Annotated in this window: 16 protein-coding genes; 14 read left to right on the forward strand and 2 right to left on the reverse strand. The window is 48.7% G+C overall.

The window, feature by feature from the left end; translation table 11 throughout:
- The first annotated feature begins 77 nt into the window (after positions 1–77).
- The 5 genes from msrA to IC229_RS22670 all read left to right on the forward strand — a co-directional run bounded on the left by msrA (position 78) and on the right by IC229_RS22670 (position 4,450).
- Complete coding sequence (msrA, locus tag IC229_RS22650) at positions 78–740, forward strand: peptide-methionine (S)-S-oxide reductase MsrA (protein WP_190889307.1); 663 nt, start codon at positions 78–80, stop codon at positions 738–740.
- Positions 741–909: 169 nt separating this feature from the next.
- On the forward strand, positions 910–1,614 hold the full coding sequence (locus tag IC229_RS22655; protein WP_190889308.1) for a hypothetical protein: 705 nt from the start codon (positions 910–912) through the stop codon (positions 1,612–1,614).
- 80 nt (positions 1,615–1,694) lie between these two features.
- Positions 1,695–2,708, forward strand: a complete 1,014-nt coding sequence (locus tag IC229_RS22660) for a hypothetical protein (RefSeq protein ID WP_190889309.1) — start codon at positions 1,695–1,697, stop codon at positions 2,706–2,708.
- Positions 2,709–2,826: 118 nt separating this feature from the next.
- Positions 2,827–3,873: a hypothetical protein gene (locus IC229_RS22665; protein ID WP_190889310.1), complete on the forward strand. Its 1,047-nt coding sequence runs from the start codon at positions 2,827–2,829 to the stop codon at positions 3,871–3,873.
- A gap of 73 nt (positions 3,874–3,946) precedes the next feature.
- Complete coding sequence (locus IC229_RS22670; protein WP_190889311.1) at positions 3,947–4,450, forward strand: hypothetical protein; 504 nt, start codon at positions 3,947–3,949, stop codon at positions 4,448–4,450.
- 199 nt (positions 4,451–4,649) lie between these two features.
- Here the strand turns inward: IC229_RS22670 and IC229_RS22675 are convergent, their stop codons facing one another.
- Positions 4,650–5,645 (reverse strand): EamA family transporter, encoded by a 996-nt coding sequence (locus tag IC229_RS22675; RefSeq protein ID WP_190889312.1) that lies wholly within the window; start codon positions 5,643–5,645, stop codon positions 4,650–4,652.
- Positions 5,646–5,755: 110 nt separating this feature from the next.
- Positions 5,756–6,178 (reverse strand): hypothetical protein, encoded by a 423-nt coding sequence (locus tag IC229_RS22680; RefSeq protein WP_190889313.1) that lies wholly within the window; start codon positions 6,176–6,178, stop codon positions 5,756–5,758.
- Between the two features lie 99 nt (positions 6,179–6,277).
- Here IC229_RS22680 and IC229_RS22685 point away from each other — a divergent pair, with 99 nt between their 5' ends.
- The 9 genes from IC229_RS22685 to IC229_RS22725 all read left to right on the forward strand — a co-directional run bounded on the left by IC229_RS22685 (position 6,278) and on the right by IC229_RS22725 (position 19,630).
- Positions 6,278–7,183: a LysR family transcriptional regulator gene (locus IC229_RS22685; protein WP_190889314.1), complete on the forward strand. Its 906-nt coding sequence runs from the start codon at positions 6,278–6,280 to the stop codon at positions 7,181–7,183.
- Between the two features lie 62 nt (positions 7,184–7,245).
- Complete coding sequence (locus IC229_RS22690) at positions 7,246–7,944, forward strand: hypothetical protein (RefSeq protein ID WP_190889315.1); 699 nt, start codon at positions 7,246–7,248, stop codon at positions 7,942–7,944.
- Complete coding sequence (locus IC229_RS22695; protein ID WP_190889316.1) at positions 7,898–9,571, forward strand: S8 family serine peptidase; 1,674 nt, start codon at positions 7,898–7,900, stop codon at positions 9,569–9,571. Before IC229_RS22690 ends, IC229_RS22695 begins: the two co-directional genes overlap by 47 nt.
- 75 nt (positions 9,572–9,646) lie before the next feature.
- A complete protein-coding gene (locus IC229_RS22700; RefSeq protein ID WP_190889317.1) occupies positions 9,647–10,156 on the forward strand; it encodes an O-acetyl-ADP-ribose deacetylase in 510 nt (169 codons plus the stop codon).
- Positions 10,156–10,776, forward strand: coding sequence for an O-methyltransferase (locus IC229_RS22705; protein ID WP_190889318.1), 621 nt, complete (start codon positions 10,156–10,158; stop codon positions 10,774–10,776). The genes IC229_RS22700 and IC229_RS22705 overlap by 1 nt, the downstream gene beginning before the upstream one ends.
- 301 nt (positions 10,777–11,077) lie before the next feature.
- Complete coding sequence (locus IC229_RS22710; protein WP_190889319.1) at positions 11,078–14,323, forward strand: SusC/RagA family TonB-linked outer membrane protein; 3,246 nt, start codon at positions 11,078–11,080, stop codon at positions 14,321–14,323.
- Positions 14,324–14,395: 72 nt separating this feature from the next.
- Entirely contained in the window at positions 14,396–15,994 is a 1,599-nt protein-coding gene (locus IC229_RS22715; protein WP_190889320.1) for a SusD/RagB family nutrient-binding outer membrane lipoprotein, read from the forward strand.
- A 67-nt stretch (positions 15,995–16,061) separates the two neighbouring features.
- Entirely contained in the window at positions 16,062–16,688 is a 627-nt protein-coding gene (locus IC229_RS22720) for a hypothetical protein (protein WP_190889321.1), read from the forward strand.
- A 116-nt stretch (positions 16,689–16,804) separates the two neighbouring features.
- The gene (locus tag IC229_RS22725) at positions 16,805–19,630 is read left to right on the forward strand and encodes a M14 family metallopeptidase (protein WP_190889322.1); all 2,826 of its coding nucleotides are present in this window, start codon (positions 16,805–16,807) and stop codon (positions 19,628–19,630) included.
- Positions 19,631–19,677: the final 47 nt, after the last annotated feature.

The following is a 19,677-nucleotide window of genomic DNA, read 5'->3' on the forward strand; positions in this document are numbered from 1 at the left end:
TAATTCCGAAGCAGCAAATTGACAGAAGTATAACCTCTGTAGGGACTTTTCCGTTACGTTCCTATACTGGTTTATCTATGAATATTGTCACTTCTATTTTTCTAGTAACGCTACTGACCGGTTTGACGCTACGTTGCAACCAGCATCCAGCCGAGAAAAAAGCTACAGCTATCGATGTCAATCCGGCAAAATTGCCCACGCTACGTTCCGGCGAAGCAGTTGCCACTGTTGCGGGTGGCTGTTTCTGGGCCGTGCAGGAAGAAATGCAATCACTGAAAGGTGTTCGGGAAGCCATTTCAGGATATGCCGGTGGAGATTTAGAATACCCGACCTACGAACAGGTAGGCACTGATCAGACGGGCCACGCTGAATCCGTCCAGATTTATTATGACCCGACCGTAATTTCGTACGACGTAGTACTCGATGCGTTTTTCGCCGGTCACGACGCTACACAGTTAAACCGACAAGGCCCTGACATTGGTAAACATTACCGTTCGGCTATTTTCTACCGCACGCCCGACGAGAAAGCACGTATCGAAGCGGCTATTCGTCGTGAAAATGCTTCGGGACATCATAATGCGAAGGTTGTTACGCAGGTAGTACCTTTCGCGGCTTTCTATCCTGCCGAAGTTTATCACCAGAACTATTACCGCAACAACAATTATAATTTATACATCACATTAGTGTCAAAACCCAAAGTAGAAACGTTCCGCGATCGGATGGAGGAGTGGTTGAAATAGCCTTTTGCCATACTTCCTTCATCAGCATGACAAAAATTTCGGCCTTTTCTACGACCATTTCCGTATGCCCGTAACCGTTCGGCCTAATCTGATATTGCGGGATTGCTACTAACCTTGTAACATTGCTTCGTCTTTTACCGCACGGGCGTTCCCGAAATGACAGACTACTATGCCAGAAACAGACAAATCAATTGGTCGTAAAATCCTGGGTTTCTTCATCAAAGAAGAAGAACCGGGTGTCGCTACCGGTACGTCGCCTGAGGCAGCAACGGCCTCTCCCCGACCCGCAGCTACGCCATCGAACCCGCCGTCAGTCGCCAAACCTGCTGCTACGTCGACAGAAACAGCCGGGTCAATCGATTCGAAGTTTGCCGAGCATTTCGCTACGGTACTCGCGCAGAATAATCCACCCGGCCCCGATTATTTCGAGTTTCGGGAAGCGCTACGTAGTTTGGGTAATCTGGGCTTGCCGGAGGATAAACAATTTCAGGCGGCCTGGGCTAGTTTCAAAGCTTTGGGCGGTGGCGCCGACGTATCGAAGCTGACCAATACGGCAAATGGTTATATTGCAGCGCTGAACAAAGACCGCGATGCGTTTGGTAAAAGCGTAGAAGCGGCTCTGAATGAGCGAGTCGGTGGTTTGCAGAATGAGCAGAAGAAACTCCAGTCAGATAATGAAACGCTGGCGAAACAACTGGTCGACATTCAAAAACAAATCGACGCCAACAATAGCCGACTAGCGAACATCGGTGGCGAAATCACTGAACAAAGTGGCAAAATCACGCAGAACCAGCAAAATTACGACACTACGTTCGCGCATTTTACCGAACAGATTAAAGGCGACATCGCCAAAATGACACAGTTTTTAAAATAATTAGCGAAAGCGCCAAAGAGCGATAATAGCTCGCATCAGCCTTTCACTCTTTGGTTCTTTCACTCTTTCACTCTTTAATTATGGCAACTCCTGATTTTTCTCAACTTGGTGGTGGTTCAGAACCCGAAAAGAAATCGTTCTGGAGCCGTCCCGAAGGTCTTTTGGGCATGGTCGTACTGGCGGGTATCGCTGGTTACGGCCTGATCCACCTCAATACTATTCTTGAATTTCTGATTCGTGTTACGTCGAATATTCTCGAACTGTCACTGCTGCTTGGCGCGCTGGGCGTACTGATTTTTCTCTTCACGAGTAAAGACATTCGGACGGCCATCTTCTTTCTGTTCAAATCGCTGATGCGTAGCATTACGGGTACAGTTATCCAACTGAATCCCATCGCGATCATGAAAATCTACGTTCAGGATTTGCGGGAAAAGCGCGAAAAAATGCAGGGGCAGATCAATACGTTGCAGGGTCAGTTGGTGAAGCTAAATAAACGTATCAACGAAAACAACGAGGCCATCAAACAGAAATTTGCCGAAGCCAACAAAGCAAATTCGATGACCGAAAAGCCCGGCATGAAAGAACAGGCGCAGTTGGCGACCATTGAAGGCGCTGGTCTTCAGGAGATGAACGAAAAGCTTTTGCCGCTACAACGTAACATGAAGCAGGTGCTGGCTTTCATGGAAAAAGTGAACCAGAGCGCCGACTACATCATCAAGGAAACCGAAATCAAGGTTCGCCTAAAAGAGACTGAATATCAAATCGTTAAAGAAAGCTCAAACGCTTTAAAAACGGCTGTCAGTATCTTTAAAGGCGATCCCGATAAGAAGTTTTACTTCGACCAGTCGATGGAATACATTCAGGATGACATGAGCAAGAAACTTGGCGAAATGAAGCGTGCTATGGACCTTTCGATGGATTTCATTAACGGCGTCGATATTCAGAACGGTATCCTGTCCGACAAAGGCGAGGCCCTGCTGGAGGCCTATAATAAAGGCGAGTTCAAGATGGTCCAGCTCGATGCCCCCGCTCAGCCCGTCAACCTCGGCCCCACTCCGCAGAAGGACGCTGGATATAAGAATCTTTTAGATTAAAGTGCGAAAGATTGAAAGAGCGAACGGCTGACGCGCCAGCATCTTTACCGAATGGTCTTCGCTCTTTCGCTCTTTCGCTCTTTAAAAATCCCTTTCACTCTTTCATCCTTTAACAACTATGCAACGTTTAACCGTAGCCGGTCGGCTGCTCATTACGGTCCTGATTTTAGCCGGTATCTATTTTGGATTTCGATACTTCGGCGGTAATGCGGCTCTGAAGAAACTTCAGCCAAAAGACAAAGAATACTCGGAATCGCAAACCATGCCTCGGACAGATGATAAAACCGCCGAGGGAACTGTAGAGGAGTCGCAGGCGTCGGACAATGGTTCGTCGGATGAAGCTACCAACAGCCAGCCGCAGAAAGCATTTACCTACACCGCACCCGAACCGCAGAACGGTGCTCTGAAAGGCGTCGTTGAGTTAGGAGCCAGTGGTTTCAACTCGTTCATCGTTCGTGTCGACGATCAGAAACGCTGGAAACTCGAAAAAGCTGAGTTCGGCAATAGTCTGGTGCTGGAAAATATGGCCACCGACGATGATGTTCGTTCGGGTCTAAAAAGCTACATCGGCAAAATGCTCGATTTCGGCGTGGGTGGGCGTAACATTCATTTCGTGGTCAGTTCCGGCGCTGTGAAAGCTGAAGGCACGCAAAAGATTATCAAAGTCCTGAAATCGCTGAATTACTTCGTAAACACCGTAACACCCGAACAGGAAGGTCAGTTGGCGCTACGTTCGGTGCTCCCCGCTGAATACGCCGACAATTCGTTCGTAACTGACATCGGTTCGGGTAATACGAAAATCTCGTGGAGAACCGGCGGCTCGACAAAGGCGTTGGAAACTTACGGTTCGAAATATTTTCAGGAAGGAGCTACTGACGAAAAAGTTGCTGAAGAAGTACAGGCAAAAGCCAAACAGGTGCCATCTGATCACCGCCAAACCTGTTTCATTATCGGGGGCGTACCATTTGAGTTAGCCAAAGCCGTTCGCAAAGGCAAAGAACGCTATACGGTACTGGATGCGCCTTCGGCATACAAACTGGAAAACGCCAAGTCGAAAGCGGGCCTGAATATTTATAAAGCCATTGCAGAAGGCACCGGCTGTAATCAGTTCGTATTCGACTGGGATGCCAATTTCACGATTGGGTATTTGTTGACGTTAAAATAAAGAGCGAAAGAGTGAAAGAGCGAATTTCCCGAATGGCTATTCGCTCTTTCACTCTTTCGCTCATTGATTTCCCATGACCCTACGTGACGTATTTGAGGCCGTTTCGAGTCAGCCTGCTTTACTGTTTGTGCTCCTGATGGCCGTTCCAACAGCAGCTTTTCTGGTAAATTTATGGTCGGGTGAAACAGCTGAAGAAATCTGGAAATGGCGCTACGTTTATGCTACGTTGGTTTATCTGGCCTGTATTCCGGGCGTGTTTGCCGTTACGCTCAATATCTATCTGTTTCTGTTTGAACGACAAAGCATCTGGGAAATGAATCTGGGGTTGCAGGCGCTCCCTATTTTAACGATGGCCGGTACGTTGCTGCTCATTCGACGTAAGATGCCTTTCAAATATATTCCTGGTTTTGGCAAACTATCGGGCTTTCTTACTTTGATTGCTGCTGTAATGGGCATTCTCTGGTTCATCGACCGGACACGTATTTACGCCATTACGTACATCCCGTTCATGTACATCGTGGTTGGGTTTGTGGCCCTGCTCCTGCTCATCCGCTTCGCCTGGAGCCGCATTTTCTAAGCCGTCTGAGTCAGTCTAATCGTCGCGTAGCGACTTAACGTTTATAGCAATCATGCTCCTCAATAATCTACCGTCGCGTAGCGACCAAACAACAATGGTAGTTGGTTTGGTCGCTACGCGACGGTAAGATATATAACAGGCTTTTTTCTACAAACATTAGGTCGCTACGCGACGATAAGTTTGGCTACTAGCCTTTTTTTCATTTAAAAGCCATGTTTCTCCGGGACGTAGCAACAGAAACAGTTGGTTTAAGAGGCTTATCCTCCTTTGCGCTCCTATATTTCGACAAATTTATCAGCAACACACTTCCCAGAATCACCACCAATCCGATAATCTGCAAAGGTGTAATGGTTTCATGGGCAAATACCATCCCTAAAATCAGTGCAATTACCGGGTTCACATACGCATACGTACTGACCTGCGTAGCCGGACGCACCTGCAGCAGCCAGACATAAGCGGTATACGCAATAACGGACCCAAACAAAACCAGATAAGCCATTGCCAGCCAGGCTGAAACGGATATTTGACTCCACTGAAAAGTGGTAAACTCCTGATTGAGTAAACTTCCCGGCAGGAACACGGCACTAGCAATAATCATCTGCCAGCCTACACCGGAAGTAGGTGCTCCGTTGGTCGGATGATACTTGGAATATAGGGATCCTGCCGGCCACGCCATAGCGCCCAGCATCAGCAATAACATACCAGTCAATTTCGACTGATCCGCGTTTTCAGCCAGCATGCTGTTTACCTGTTCACCAAACAGAAGGATTACGCCAATAAAACCAATACCGAGACCAATAAGCGTCGATTTACTTTTAAAGTTGACACCCCAGTTCGATGTATCGAGCAGCACAAACCAGATTGGCGACGACGACACCAGAATTGCCACCAAAGCACTTGGTATAGTTTGTTCAGCCCAAATCACGATGCCGTTACCCACAACCAGTAGTAGAAAACCCACTACTGCCGACGTAATGATATTGGCTTTATTAAATAGCTGCTCACCTTTCAAAAAGGCCCAGGTCAGCATGATTACACCCGCAGCAAAGAACCGCAAAGCCCCCAGCAGAAGTGGCGGAAAGTCTCGAACGGCCATTTGTATGAAAAAATACGTAGAGCCCCAGACTATATAAACAATAGCAAACGCGCCCGCAACCAATAGTGGAGAAGCGCTTTTTGTTGTATTCTGACTCATGACTTTTCAAATTTTCAGCCTTTGTCCGACACCGGTTGGTGCCAGACAAAGGCTCATTTTCAATTTATTTCCAAAAGTTAACCTGTTTCATTAGCTATCAAATCAAACAATTATTGATTGGTTTGAGAAGAGTACGTAATATACCGCTGTGATTCAACTGCCGGAATATCCACCACGTCAATCTGACGGACAATGGTTTTCCGACCGTCGCTGATTTCGACGCGATAAACGCCGGGTTGGCTCCCTTCAAAACTTATTTTTTGATGATACGCTTTCGGGGCTCTTCTCAGATGCGTCACCTCCAGAACGGTATCATTGGCATCCTTAATCTTCAGCGTTACGCCCTTTGGAGTATGAACGGCCAACATCACATTGATCGTCAAACCGGTACCCATATACGTACCCACTTCAAATGGCTGTTTCTCTACCGGGGCTTCTGTTTCTGTGTTTACCGATTGGGCGTTAGCTACTACGCTTACCCAAATCAGGCTCATAATCAGCCCATTTCTTAACTTGTGTGCTAGTGATTTCATAAGGGTGTTCATTAGTTTTTGATTACGATTCAAAGATCGCGGGTCTTGACATATTAACAAAACGAATTATTTTTGTGGAAATCATGAAAAATATTCATCATGGAAATCCGGCATCTGCAGATGATAAAAGAGGTTGCCAAACACGGTAACCTGACCAAAGCGGCTGATCAACTGTTCCTCACGCAATCGGCACTGAGCCATCAGTTGAAAGAAGTAGAAGGTTATTTCAATACGCAACTTTTCCTCCGCGACAAAAAGCAGATGCTGCTCACACAGGCGGGCGAGGTTGTTTTGCAGGCCGCGGAGAAGATTCTTCAGGAGGTGGCCGAAACTCGCGCGAAAGTTCGATGCATCACTGATAAAGAATCGGGTGAGATTCGGCTTTGTACGCAATGTTACACCTCTTACCACTGGCTGGCTGGTTTTCTGCGCGAATTCCAGACCATTTACCCGAAAGTAGACATTAAAGTCGAACTGGAAGCCGCCACGCAGGACGCTATTAAACATCTGGCAACCAACACTATAGACGTAGCGATTACGGAGGGAGATGACAATCCGAAATTTTCATACACACCGCTTTTTCAGGATGAGTTCGTAGCCATTGTCGCACCTGATCATCCGTGGGTAGGGCGTCCCTGGGTGGAATTTGATGAGTTTGCCGACGAAAACTACATCATGTACAATATCCCCGACGAAGAAAGTGACAATTTCATGACCATTTTCAAAAACCGTCGCCCCCGGAAAGTGCATAAAATCACGCTGACGGAAGCCATTCTTGAGATGGTCAAGGCGGGGTTAGGTGTTTCTGTCATGCCAACCTGGGTAGTTCGACCTTATGTACAAGCCGGTCAACTCGCAACGGTACGTATTACCCAGAAACGTATCCTGCGAACGTGGTATGCCGCTACGTTAAAGAGCAAGCAACAACCACCTTATACAACCGCTTTCATCCAGCAACTTGCCTGTTACATGAAAGAATTGGACGGCTATGCCTGCGAAGTTTAATTTCTGACTGGCTTGTTACGCAGCACAAGGACTTACGTCAACAAGGCTCATCTCTTTTGCCTATGTCGCTACGTCTTTATTCATCGCTGGCCGGTTACGTTACGTGGTTTATTCTCTCAGCCTGCCAACCGTCAACTACTGAGCCTACTAGTACCGCCAATGACTATGTACTTTTTGAAAAAGGTCATTACGTTATTTACGACGTTCAGGAAGAACGTTACGGCCTGAATGCCAGCCCAATCCAACAGCAATACCAACGGAAAGAGGTTATTGGGAATCCTTATAAGGACGTAACGGGCAAAACAGCGTATCGATTACTACGTTACCGTCGGTCCGGAGAAAGTCAGTCGTGGCAACTCGATTCGATATGGTCGGTACGTATGATCAATAATGAAGTGATACGTACTGAAAATGGACTTGATTTTATTACGTTATTGTTACCAGTACGTAACGAATCGAGCTGGGATGGAAACCGACGGAACGCTTTAGGCGCCGATACGTTTACAGCACGCAACGTAACAGGCGATTTCTACGTACATGGTAACAGATTCGATAATACCGTAACGGTTGTTGAACACGATGATTCAACGCTTGTTTCACAGGATAAACGTATTAGTGTATATGCCCGACAGGTTGGCTTGATCTACCGCGAACGAACGCAACTTTGGTTCTGTTCAACAACGCCAGCCTGCATTGGTCGCAATCAGATTGATTATGGGACTCGACAGATTTACCGCATTCGTGCCTACGGCTACGAATAGAACGTACTGGATACTAGTTATTGGTCTGCTTATCTGCACGGCCAGTTTTGGGCAGAACCGTAAATACCTGGTACTCCTGCGCGATAAGGCTAATTCGCCCTACAGCATTAGCCAGCCAGAGAAATTTCTGTCGCAGCGATCTATACTGCGTCGGCAGAAGCAGAACATTGCTGTATTGGAGCGCGACCTTCCCGTCAACCCGAGTTACCTGACTCAGTTGCAGCAGGCAGGGGCCAAAATCTGGTTTCAATCGCGTTGGCTCAATGCTGTTCTGGTCGAAACGACCGATGCTACGTTGGCTACGATTCAAAAACTGTCGTTCGTGAAAGGTGTTGAGTTTGGTCGTTCGCTGGCCAATACCCGCGCTGGAGTTAGCGAGCGTAGCACTAGTACAAATATAACCAATGCCGCGAGCAAGTTTGGCGAAGTAACGCCCCTGAATTATGGGCTATCACAGACTCAAATATCTCAGCTCGGCGTCGACAAAATGCACCAGCAGGGCTACCACGGCGAAGGCATTCTGATTGGCGTGCTGGATGCGGGCTTCCTGAATGCCAACAAAGTAAGTTTCCTGAAACCTTTATTCGATGAAAATCGGGTGCTGGCTACCTATGATTTCGTCAAAAAAGAAACCAGTGTTTACGAAGACGATTCGCACGGTCTCTCCTGCCTGTCAGCAATTGCGGCTACGGCCGATAACCAGTTATACGGCACTGCCTACAAAGCTTCATTTGTGTTGCTACGTACCGAAGATGCCGCTACTGAAAGGCAAATAGAAGAAGCCAACTGGCTTTTCGGGGCCGAATATGCAGACAGCGTTGGGGTGGATGTGATTAGTTCGTCGCTGGGATATTCAGAATTCGACGACCCGACAACCAGTTACACCTATGCCAATATGGATGGTAAAACTGCCCTCTCGACCAGAGCCGCGCAGATTGCCACCGAAACGGGCATGGTAGTGGTGGCAGCGGCTGGCAATGAGGGTAGTGATGCCTGGCATTATCTGTCGGCTCCGTCTGATGCAGCGTCGGTACTGGCAATTGGAGCCGTTACGCAGACCAGGCAACGGGCTTTATTCAGTTCATTTGGCCCCTCCGCCGATAAACGTATCAAACCCGATTTGGCGGCTCTCGGTCAGGGAACGGTGGTCGGGAGTCCTGGCGGGCAGATTGTTCAGGGCAACGGTACGTCTTTTGCTACGCCACTAGTTGCTGGTTTGGTGGCTGGTTTCTGGCAGGCCAACCCACGGCTCACCGCTACGCAGGTAACCGAAGCATTACGTCGGTCAGGAAGTCAATACAATACCCCCGATGATCAGTTAGGCTACGGAATACCCAACTTCGAACTGGCATCGACCCTGGCCAAATCCTTCACGCAGTTGCTGATTTATCCCAGCCCCTTCAGCGACGAAGAGCCGCTACGTGTGCAGTGGGGAGAAATTGAAGCTAACGTACCACTCGACGCTACCTTAACCAGCGTCGCGGGGAAAATTGTCTGGCAGGGTCGTTACCTTTCATCGGGAATGACTTCGTTTATGCTACCCGGTCCCGGTTTATCGGCAGGGGTTTATATCCTCACACTCATTTCGGGCGATAAAAAACGGACAACAAAGGTGTTGAAGCTGTAAACAGTTCATTACGTCATTCGTTGCATTTATTATAGTTGACAGGCTAATGTACATGTCTTTTCACGAACCTTATTTATGGCAACGATTCGGGTTATACAAGGTGATATTACCAAACAGACTGTGGATGCCATTGTGAATGCGGCCAATACCAGTCTGCTCGGTGGTGGCGGGGTCGATGGGGCGATTCACCGGGCTGCCGGACCCGAATTGGTCATGGAATGTCGAATGCTGCATGGCTGTAAAACCGGAGACGCGAAACTGACGAAAGGCTACCGTTTACCGGCTCACTACGTGATTCATGCCGTAGGGCCCGTCTGGCGAGGAGGTTCACACGGAGAATCAGCCTTATTAGCGAGTTGCTATCGCCGGTCGCTGGAAATTGCGGTCGAACATCAGTTACGTAGCATTGCCTTTCCCAACATCAGCACGGGCATTTATGGGTACCCAAAAGACAAAGCTGCTGACGTAGCAGTAGCCGCTGTCAAGGAATTTCTGACGACACCGACATCCATAAATGAAATAATTTTTGTCTGCTTCGATACCGATAATCTGGCGCTGTACAATAAAGTGATGAACGATAAGTGATGACCCCAACCCGACTCTCTTTTCTGGAAAAGTTGGCTCAGTTTGGCCAAACCAGCGACCAGCAAGCCACTCGGCGTGAGGAAAAACTTCTCAACATCACGCCAGAAACCGGCCCATTTCTGGCCCTACTGATAAAGGCGATGGGGGCAACGGCTATTCTCGAAATCGGTACGTCGAACGGTTACTCTACCATCTGGCTGGCCGATGCAGCCCAAAACACCGGTGGGCACGTAACGACCATCGAACAAAGTGCGGTGAAGGCTGATCAGGCACGAGAGAATTTCGGACAGGCTGCCGTTACCGATACTATTACGCTCCTGCAAAGTCCAGCCGAAGCGGTATTACCTACACTATCTGCCGAAGAATTCGACTTCATTTTTCTGGATTCCAACCGGAATCAATACGTTGGCTGGTGGAACTTGTTATTTGCGATTTTAAAACCCGGCGGTCTGATGGTTGTCGATAACGCCGTTTCGCATGAAGCCGAATTAGCCGATTTTACGTTGCTGCTTAATCAGAGCACTAGTGTTGAAACATCCCTCGCACCGCTGGGCAATGGCGAATTGCTCGTCTGGAAACAACGTAGTGAACGACCGGATCTAGTAGTACGTTACACCTGATCTTCTCAGCTCTCTCCCCTTTCATGATTTACGTTTAGCCAGCGCTACGTACTCCGGCAAAAACGGTTCTACTTCTTAAATCAGGCACCTGTACACGGCAAGGAGCTATCGATATGCCTGTTTTTAATCTTCGAATGTATTTATTGGCTAATAATTGAATATAAAGAAGAGTATATTTACATAATCGAATTTTTTAAAATTTTATTCGCATATTGAGCCTTTTAATAAAATTTATATTTTAATATTACTACGCAATTGCTCTCCTTCCTCATCTTATTCAGTAAACTATAACCAAAGCTCTATGAAGGGACACTTACTTCTCATTGCCTTGCTATTGCCTGTTTTTTCCTTCGCTCAATCGCGGATTGTTCGGGGAAAAGTGAGCGATGCGACTAGCAGGGAGGCCTTACCCGGAACTACAATTACCGTTAAAGGCGGTACGTTAGGAACGGTAACTGACGCACAGGGAACGTATCAAATTAACGTTTCCGACAAAAACACTACGCTCGTTTTTTCGTCTGTAGGCTTTCAGTCACAGGAAATCGTGGCAGGAACTAAAGAGGTGATCGACGTACTGCTCGTCACCGATACCAAACAGCTCACCGAAGTCGTGATAACCGCTGCCGGTATCAAGCGCGATAAGAATGCGCTGGGTTATGCCGTAAGTACACTGGATGCCACCAAGCTGGCTCAACGGTCGGAGCCTGACCCGCTACGTGCCTTAACGGGTAAGGTAGCAGGAGTAAACATCCAGGGTTCTGGGGGGGCCGCTGGGGGCGCTACCAACATTACGATTCGGGGCAATTCGTCGCTGGGAAACAATAACCAGCCCCTGTTTGTAGTAGACGGTGTTCCATTTGATAATTCCAGCTTTGGCAGTACAGATGGCACCGTGGGTGGCTCAACGATTACCAACCGCGCTTTTGACCTCGACCCCAATAACATCCTGACGATGACCGTTCTGAAAGGTGCGGCTGCGGCTGCGCTGTATGGGTCAAGGGCAGCAAACGGGGCGATCATCGTAACCACTAAAGCAGGTAAAAGTCAGAGTCGTAAGGGGCTGGAAATCACCTACAACGTGGGCTATGCTACGGAAACCGTAGCCGGTTTGCCCGAATACCAGACTAAATATGGACAGGGTACCAACTTCGACTACCGCAGTGGCGTGTTTGGTTCGTGGGGACCTGCGTATCAGGGTTTTACGAGCCTAATTCCGACGCGGGCGACAATCCCGCATCCGCTCACGACCAACAACCGTTATCCTTCGTCAGTATTTCCGCAGTTTTACGAAGCTGATGGCACTACGCCGATTCAGGTGCCTTACCAATCGTTTGCGCAGTATAACGCCAAAAATTTTTTCCGAACAGGTAACGTATTTGAGAATGCCCTTTCGGTATCGACAGGAGGAGAAAAAGGTAACCTTACAGTTGGTCTGTCGCGCACGAAAAACAATGGCGTTGTTCGCGAGAACGAGATTACACGGACTGGGATTAATATTGGGGGAAATGCGCAGTTAGATAATAAGTTCTACGTTAGCGGTTCCTTAAATTACGTCAATACGGACCAGGTTTCTCCTCAGGTGACGGCGGCTAACGGCAGCGGGGCATCCATTCTGGACATCCTGATGTTTGTACCAACGAGTTACGATTTAACGGGTTTCCCAAACACAAATCCGCTGAACGGCAACAATATCTATGACCGCGTGGGTACCGACAATCCGTATTGGTCGGTGGTAAACAGCCCGACGACCAGCAAAGTAGATCGCTATTATGGTAACATGGTTCTGGGCTTCGATCCACTGCCCTGGCTGAACGTACAGAATACGATTGGCTTCAACGCCTACACCGACCGCCGGGTGGTTGTGAATGGCAAGGGGGGCGATTATTTCCCGAACGGAAACATCACCAACGACAACATTTATCGGCAGGAATTAGACAATACGTTGCTTATTACGGCGACCAAACAACTGAGTGAAAACTTCGGTCTGAAAGCCATTATCGGTAATAACGTGAACCAACGTATCACCGAACGGCAGGTCGTATTTGGTGATGGTATCATCTTCCGGGGCATTAACTCGCTGAACAACACCAGTGTAACGATTCCGCGTGTGTTACTCAACAACCGCAATAATTTCAAACAGCGGTATTTTGCTTTCTTCACCGATATCTCGCTCGATTATAAAAACTACGCGTTCCTGAATCTGGTGGCACGTAACGATATTTCGTCGACGCTGCCGTCAAGCAACCGGAGCTATTTATACGGTGGAGCCAGTGCCTCGTTGATTTTCACAGAAGCCTTTAATCTTCCGAAAAACGTATTGAATTTTGGTAAGCTTCGGGCGGGATATACACGGGTAGGGAACGAAGCGACGCCGTATCAGACTCAGACCGTTTTCATCGCCAACCCCGTTCTGGGAGCGGGTGTCACAACGGGTACTATAGCTTCTCCTTTTAACGGACAAAGTTCGCTGACTGAATCGGATCTGCTGGCAAACGCAGAATTAAAGCCCGAGTTTATCACCGAGCTGGAGTTGGGAGCGGAATTGCAGTTTTTCAACAATCGGGTTGGATTGGACGTAACGTACTACAACAAAATCAGTACGTCGCAGATTTTCACGGTGAACGCGGCACCATCCACGGGTTACACCCAAAAGGTGATTAACCTGGGAAAATCGAAGAACGAAGGGGTTGAGATCGGTTTGAACGTAACGCCGATAAAAATGGCCAGTGGATTCCAGTGGGATATTTCGTCAGCGTTCACCCTGAACCGGAACATAGTTCTGGACATTGGTTCGTTGAAAGAGCTTCCCTACGGCGGCTTCGCGAATTTGGGTAGTGTTCACATTGCTGGTCAGCCATACGGCATGATTCGCGGCTCGACCTACGCCCGCGACGACGAGAACAATATCCTGGTAAACCCCAATACGGGTAAGCCCATTCTGAGCGGCAAAACGACGGCTATCGGTAACCCAAACCCCGACTTTATTCTGGGCATTACGAATTCGTTTAGTTATAAGGGACTTACACTCAGTGCCTTGTTCGATTGGAAGAAAGGTGGCGATATGTATTCGTTCACGGCCTATGAATTGCTGAGCCGGGGCGTAACTAGAGATACCGAAGAACGGGAAGCTATTCTGGTTGGACCGGGCGTTCTTGGTGACGTCAATACGTTGAAACCACTGCTCAACGGTGAAGGCAAGAAAATCCCGAATAACATCGGCATCGGCGTAGCTGACTATTACTTCACCGGCGGTTTCGGACCGGGTGGCGCCGACGAAGTGAACGTACTGGATGCCACGGTTTTCCGGCTGCGCGAAGTATCGCTGGGGTATCAGTTCCCAAAATCCTGGTTGAAGAAAACTCCTTTCGGAACGGCGTTTCTGTCGGTCAGCGGACGTAACCTTTGGTATCTGGCTCCCAACTTCCCTAAATACCTGAACTTCGATCCGGAAGTCAGTTCGTTAGGGGCAGGAAATTCGCAAGGGTTCGATTTAATTGGTATTCCGACCACGCGTCGTCTGGGCGTTAATCTTCGGTTTAGTTTCTAAAACGGTCAACGTTTCAGGTTGCTAAAGCCAAAATGTGGAACCTGGAACCCGAAATAACAAACATTAACTTGTATGAAATTCACTAACCTTATACGTACGATTTCGTTGTTGGGTTTGCTTGAAATAGCGGGTGCCTGCAAAGATTTCGTCGAAATCAACAGTGACCCTAATAACCCGACTACGCCAGTACTGGAGTTGCTTTTACCGGCTACTCAAATCTCGATGGCGGGTAGTCTGCGGGATGTTAATCAGGGTACGTCCATCGTGATGCAGCACCTGTACACGGCTACAGCCAGCCGCAATTTTCAGGATGGTACCGATTACCAGCAATCGTGGAATGCGCTCTACACGCAGGTTCTGAACGATATCGAAATTGTTATCCGGGAAGGTACGCGCCTGCAACGATGGGACTACGTATCGATTGCCAAATTGCAGAAGGCGTATCTCTACAGTATAATGGTTGACCTCTGGGGCGACATTCCGTATACGGATGCCTCGAAAGGGCTTACTGTTTCCGACCCTACGTTCGAGAGTGGGGCAGCTATCTACGACAAACTCTTTACGTTGATTGACGAGGGTTTGGCCGACGCTAATAAAGGTAATTTCGCGATTCAGCCAACAACGGCTGACATCATCTACAAAGGCGATAAAGCTGCGTGGATTCGGATGGGTAACTCGCTGAAATTAAAGCTGTTCAATCAGATTCGGCTCGTACAGACTGACAAAGCGAAAGCCGGTATAGCTGCTCTCCTGAGCAGTAACGCACCGTTGATTACGACCAATGCCCAGGATTTTGCGTTCCGGTTCGGCACCACCGAAACACCGGCGAACCGCCACCCCTGGCATCGGACTGAATATCAGGCGGGGAAAACCTATTACATGAGCCAGAATTTCATCGAACGTTTGTTTGGTACCGACGACATTCGAATGCGGTATTTTTTCTTCCGCCAGACGTCGAATTACACGGTCGGCTTTACACCAACGGGTAATGGGTACTTCGGTCGCTACACGGGCGATGCCACTGCTTCACCCAACGACAACGCGTTGAAAGCCACGTGTGGCGTGTATCCGGCGGGTGGTTTGTACGACAACGCCCCCATTAATAACCTCACGGCGGCTAACGTATTTATCCTCAACACAGGCGCAACTGGCTCGCCCAAAGTGGTCACGAATTCCGACGGTTCAGGGGCTGGCGTCTTTCCGTTTATCACGAATGCGATGGTGAAATTCATCTTAGCGGAATCCGCTCTTACAATGGGCACCGCTGGTGACCCAAAACAGCTTTTTCAGGATGGTATTACGGCAAGTCTGAACAGCATCAATACCATTTCCACTACGTCTGGAAATTCTGCCCCTACCATGCCCGCAGCTAGTGTTACGTCCTTTGTTGCCAGTCGGGCAGCTCAGTACGATGCCGCCGATGCAACCGGTAAATTGAATGCGGTTATGACCCAGAAATACATTGCGCTGTATGGAAACGGCATGGAATCCTATAATGATTACCGCCGAACGGGCTTTCCAGTTCTTCCTGCCCCCATCGCGCCACTTAATACGTTCCCGCTACGTCTGGCCTATTCAGTAACTGAGTTAGCCACCAATGCAAGCGTATCAGAAAAAGCCGATCAGATTCAAACCGCCCAGCAAACAACACCTGTTTTCTGGGACAAATAAATGATTCAGTTTGCTACGTCCTCATTACCGAACGTAGCAAACTGAATCTTAAAAACATTCAAGATTTATGAAAAAAATCTCTTTATACTGTTCATTACTAGCTATTCTGGTACTGGATGCCTGTAAGACGGAGAACTACGTTTGGGAAAACTGGTCTTATACGGCGGTACCGTTGGTGGCGGTAAATACGGCCAAGTCGGCGCTACCGACCATAGCCACTGCCAATACGTCCTTTTTTGATATGGGCGCTGCGAATCTGGCCAGCCAGGAATTTGAATACACGCTCAAATGGGAAGGTTTTGGCAAGACTGAGGTGAAGAGTATCGATGTGTATCTGGGTTTTGTGAAGGCCCCAGCAACGGGTAATCCAGCGTATCCGATTGTGGTTTCTCAACCGGGAGGTATCTATCCCAGCGTAACGCAATTCCCGCTTCCGAGTCGGGTTGCTTCGACTGATAAGCTTTTCATGACCGTTACAGACTTCCCGAAAGTGATTACAGCTACGGCGGGTCAGATGGCAACCTTTACGGGTACGGATCTCACGAAGGTGGTTCAGAATGATTATTTTATCTTTAAATTTATCCTGACCATGACCGACGGTCGACGAATCGAAGGCTATCAGGAAAACGTCTGCGACGAAGCCCGTGGGGAAGTTGGCGACTGCCGCGTAGGCGTGCGTTTCCGTAGGAAATAAATTAATGAATAATGGTTCATGTACAAACAGTTCAGAGCATTCATTTTTCATTAACCATTATTCATTAATCCTTACTCATTCTATTACAATAATTAACCTCAACTAACTGCTAACAAATGCGTTATTCTCCGTACTCGCTCTTTGCAGGGCTGCTGATGGGCGTAAGCACTACGTTTGCCCAGACGATTCCCTCTCCCAAGGAGCATTTTGGGTTCAACATTGGCGATGATTATCAACTCGCTACGTATACCCAGACCGAGGCTTATTTCCGAAAAGTCGCTGCTGCCTCCGACCGGGTTAAACTGGTCGATATTGGCCTGACTGAAGAAGGTCGGCATCAGTTAATGCTGATTGTATCGTCGCCCGAAAACATCAAGAAACTAGATCGTTACAAAGAGATTTCGACGAAACTGGCCCGCGCCGAAGGGCTTAGCGATGAACAGGCTCATGCGCTGGCGAACGAAGGCAAAGCCATTGTCTGGATTGATGGTGGCCTGCACGCAACCGAAACCGTTGGTACGATGCAGCTCATCGAAACCGTCTATCAGCTGACGAGCCGGAAAGATCCCGAAACGATGCGTATTCTGGATCAGGACGTTATCCTGCTTACTCACGCTAATCCTGATGGACAGGAAATCGTGACCAACTGGTACATGCGCGAGCAGACTGCCAACAAGCGCGTACTCGATAACCTGCCCAAGCTGTATCAGAAATACGTCGGCCACGACAACAACCGCGATTTCTTTATCATGAATATGAAGGAAACCCAGAACATGGGTAAGCAACTGTTCGTCGAATGGATTCCGCAGATTATGTATAACCACCACCAGCGCGGTCCGGCTGGGTCGGTGCTGGCAGGCCCACCCTACCGCGATCCGTTCAACTACGTATTTGACCCACTGATGATTACGGGAATTGACGCGCTGGGAGCGGCTATGATCAACCGACTAAACTCGGAGAACAAACCGGGCTTTACACGCCTTGGTGGCTCAGTTTTCTCGACCTGGTATAACGGCGGTCTACGTACCACGACGCACTTTCACAACATGATTGGTTTGCTGACCGAAATCATCGGTGGCCCAACACCAGAAGACATTCCTGTTGTATCTAAATACCTGATTCCCAATGGCAATACACCATTTCCAGTATTACCTCAGAAGTGGTACTTCAAGCAATCTATTGATTACTCGGTTTCGCTGAACTACGCTGTGCTGGGCTATGCAGCCCGCTACCGCGATGAGGTGTTGTTCAACATTTACCGCATGGGTAAAAACTCGATTGAGCGCGGTAGTAAAGATTTCTGGGGTTTGTCGCCGAAGAAAATCGACGCCATTACGCAGGCTTTCCAGAACGATCCCAAAAAGCCTAACGTACCAACTAACGCAGCGCTGGCTCAATATGGCTTTGTTCCTCGCGGTGGTGGTATGCCAATGAAATATTACGACACCATCATGAAAGCGCCGGTGCTACGTGATCCACGTGGTTTTATCATCCCAATCAATCAGCCTGATTTTGCAACAGCTACCAAGTTCATCAACGCCCTGATACGTACCGGTGTGCAGATTCAGCAGGCTACCGCCGATTTCACGGTTGCAGGTAAAAAATATTCGGCCGGTTCCTACGTAGTGAAAACTGATCAAGCCTTCCGTCCGCACATTCTGGACATGTTTGAGCCGCAGGATCACCCTAACGATTTCCAGTACCCAGGTGGCCCGCCGGTACGTCCGTATGATGCAGCTGGCTGGACGTTAGCGTACACCATGAACGTAAAATTCGACCGGATTCTGGATGGCTTCGATGGCCCATTCAAGAAGCTTCCAATTGGTGAACTTCAGTCGCCAGAAGGCCATATTAATGGTGCGGCTGGCGCTGGCTACGTATTGAGCGCCAAGGCAAACAACTCGTTTATTGCCGTGAATGACCTGCTGGCATCGGGTGTCGACGTGTTCCGGTTACCAAATGGAACAGGTGGAAAATCGACGGTAGAAGCGGGTTCGTTCTACGTTCCCGCTTCGGCAAAAGCGAAATCGTTGCTCGACAAATCAGCTAAAGACCTTGGTCTGGAAGTGATGGGCGTAGCTAAAAAGCCTACTACGTCGATGATTAAAGTGTCGCCGATGCGTATTGCGCTTTGGGATACGTATGGCGGATCGATGCCGTCGGGCTGGGTACGTTGGCTGATGGAACAATACCATTTCCCAATGAAAGTTATTTTCCCGCAGGACATCGACGCTGGTGATCTGAAGAAAAAATATGATGTGATCGTGTTCGTAACCCGTGCGATTCCTCCGGTTGGCGGTCGGGATGAAGACATTTTCAGCGCGATGGAACGGGAGCCGAAAGAGGAAACTACACCGGCTGAATACCGTCCGTTATTGGGCAAGATTACTGCTACCAAGTCGATTCCGCAGATAAAAACCTTCCTCGAAGCAGGCGGGACAGTATTGACTATCGGTTCCAGTACGAATCTAGCGTACCATCTTGGTCTGCCCGTTAAGAGCGCTCTGACCGAAATGACCACTGCTGGTAAAGAGCGCCCGCTGCCTGGTGAGAAATACTACATTCCCGGCAGCGTACTACGTGTTACGCTCGATTCGACGCAACATGCTACGTGGGGTCTGTCGAAGCAAACTGATGTGTATTTCGATGCCAGCCCGGTTTTCAAACTATCGCCCGAAGCCATTGCTAAAGGTACTGTAATACCACTCGCCTGGTTCGATACCGACAAGCCGCTACGTTCCGGTTGGGCGTGGGGTCAGTCGTATCTGCAGGATGGCGTAGCTGCTTTCATGGCTCCGGTTGGCGCGGGTAAATTCTATGCCTTTGGCCCCGAAATCACCTTCCGGGCGCAGGCGCAGGGAACCTTCAAGTTCCTGTTCAACCAGCTTTACAACACGGGTAGAAGCGGTTCGCAAGGCACTGACGTAGTAAGTGAAGAATAATCGCAAATCCAGTTCTTAAACGTAGTGAAGCGGTTGTTACGTAGCGA

The organism is Spirosoma profusum (assembly GCF_014699005.1).
Classification (GTDB): Bacteria; Bacteroidota; Bacteroidia; order Cytophagales; family Spirosomataceae; genus Spirosoma; species Spirosoma profusum.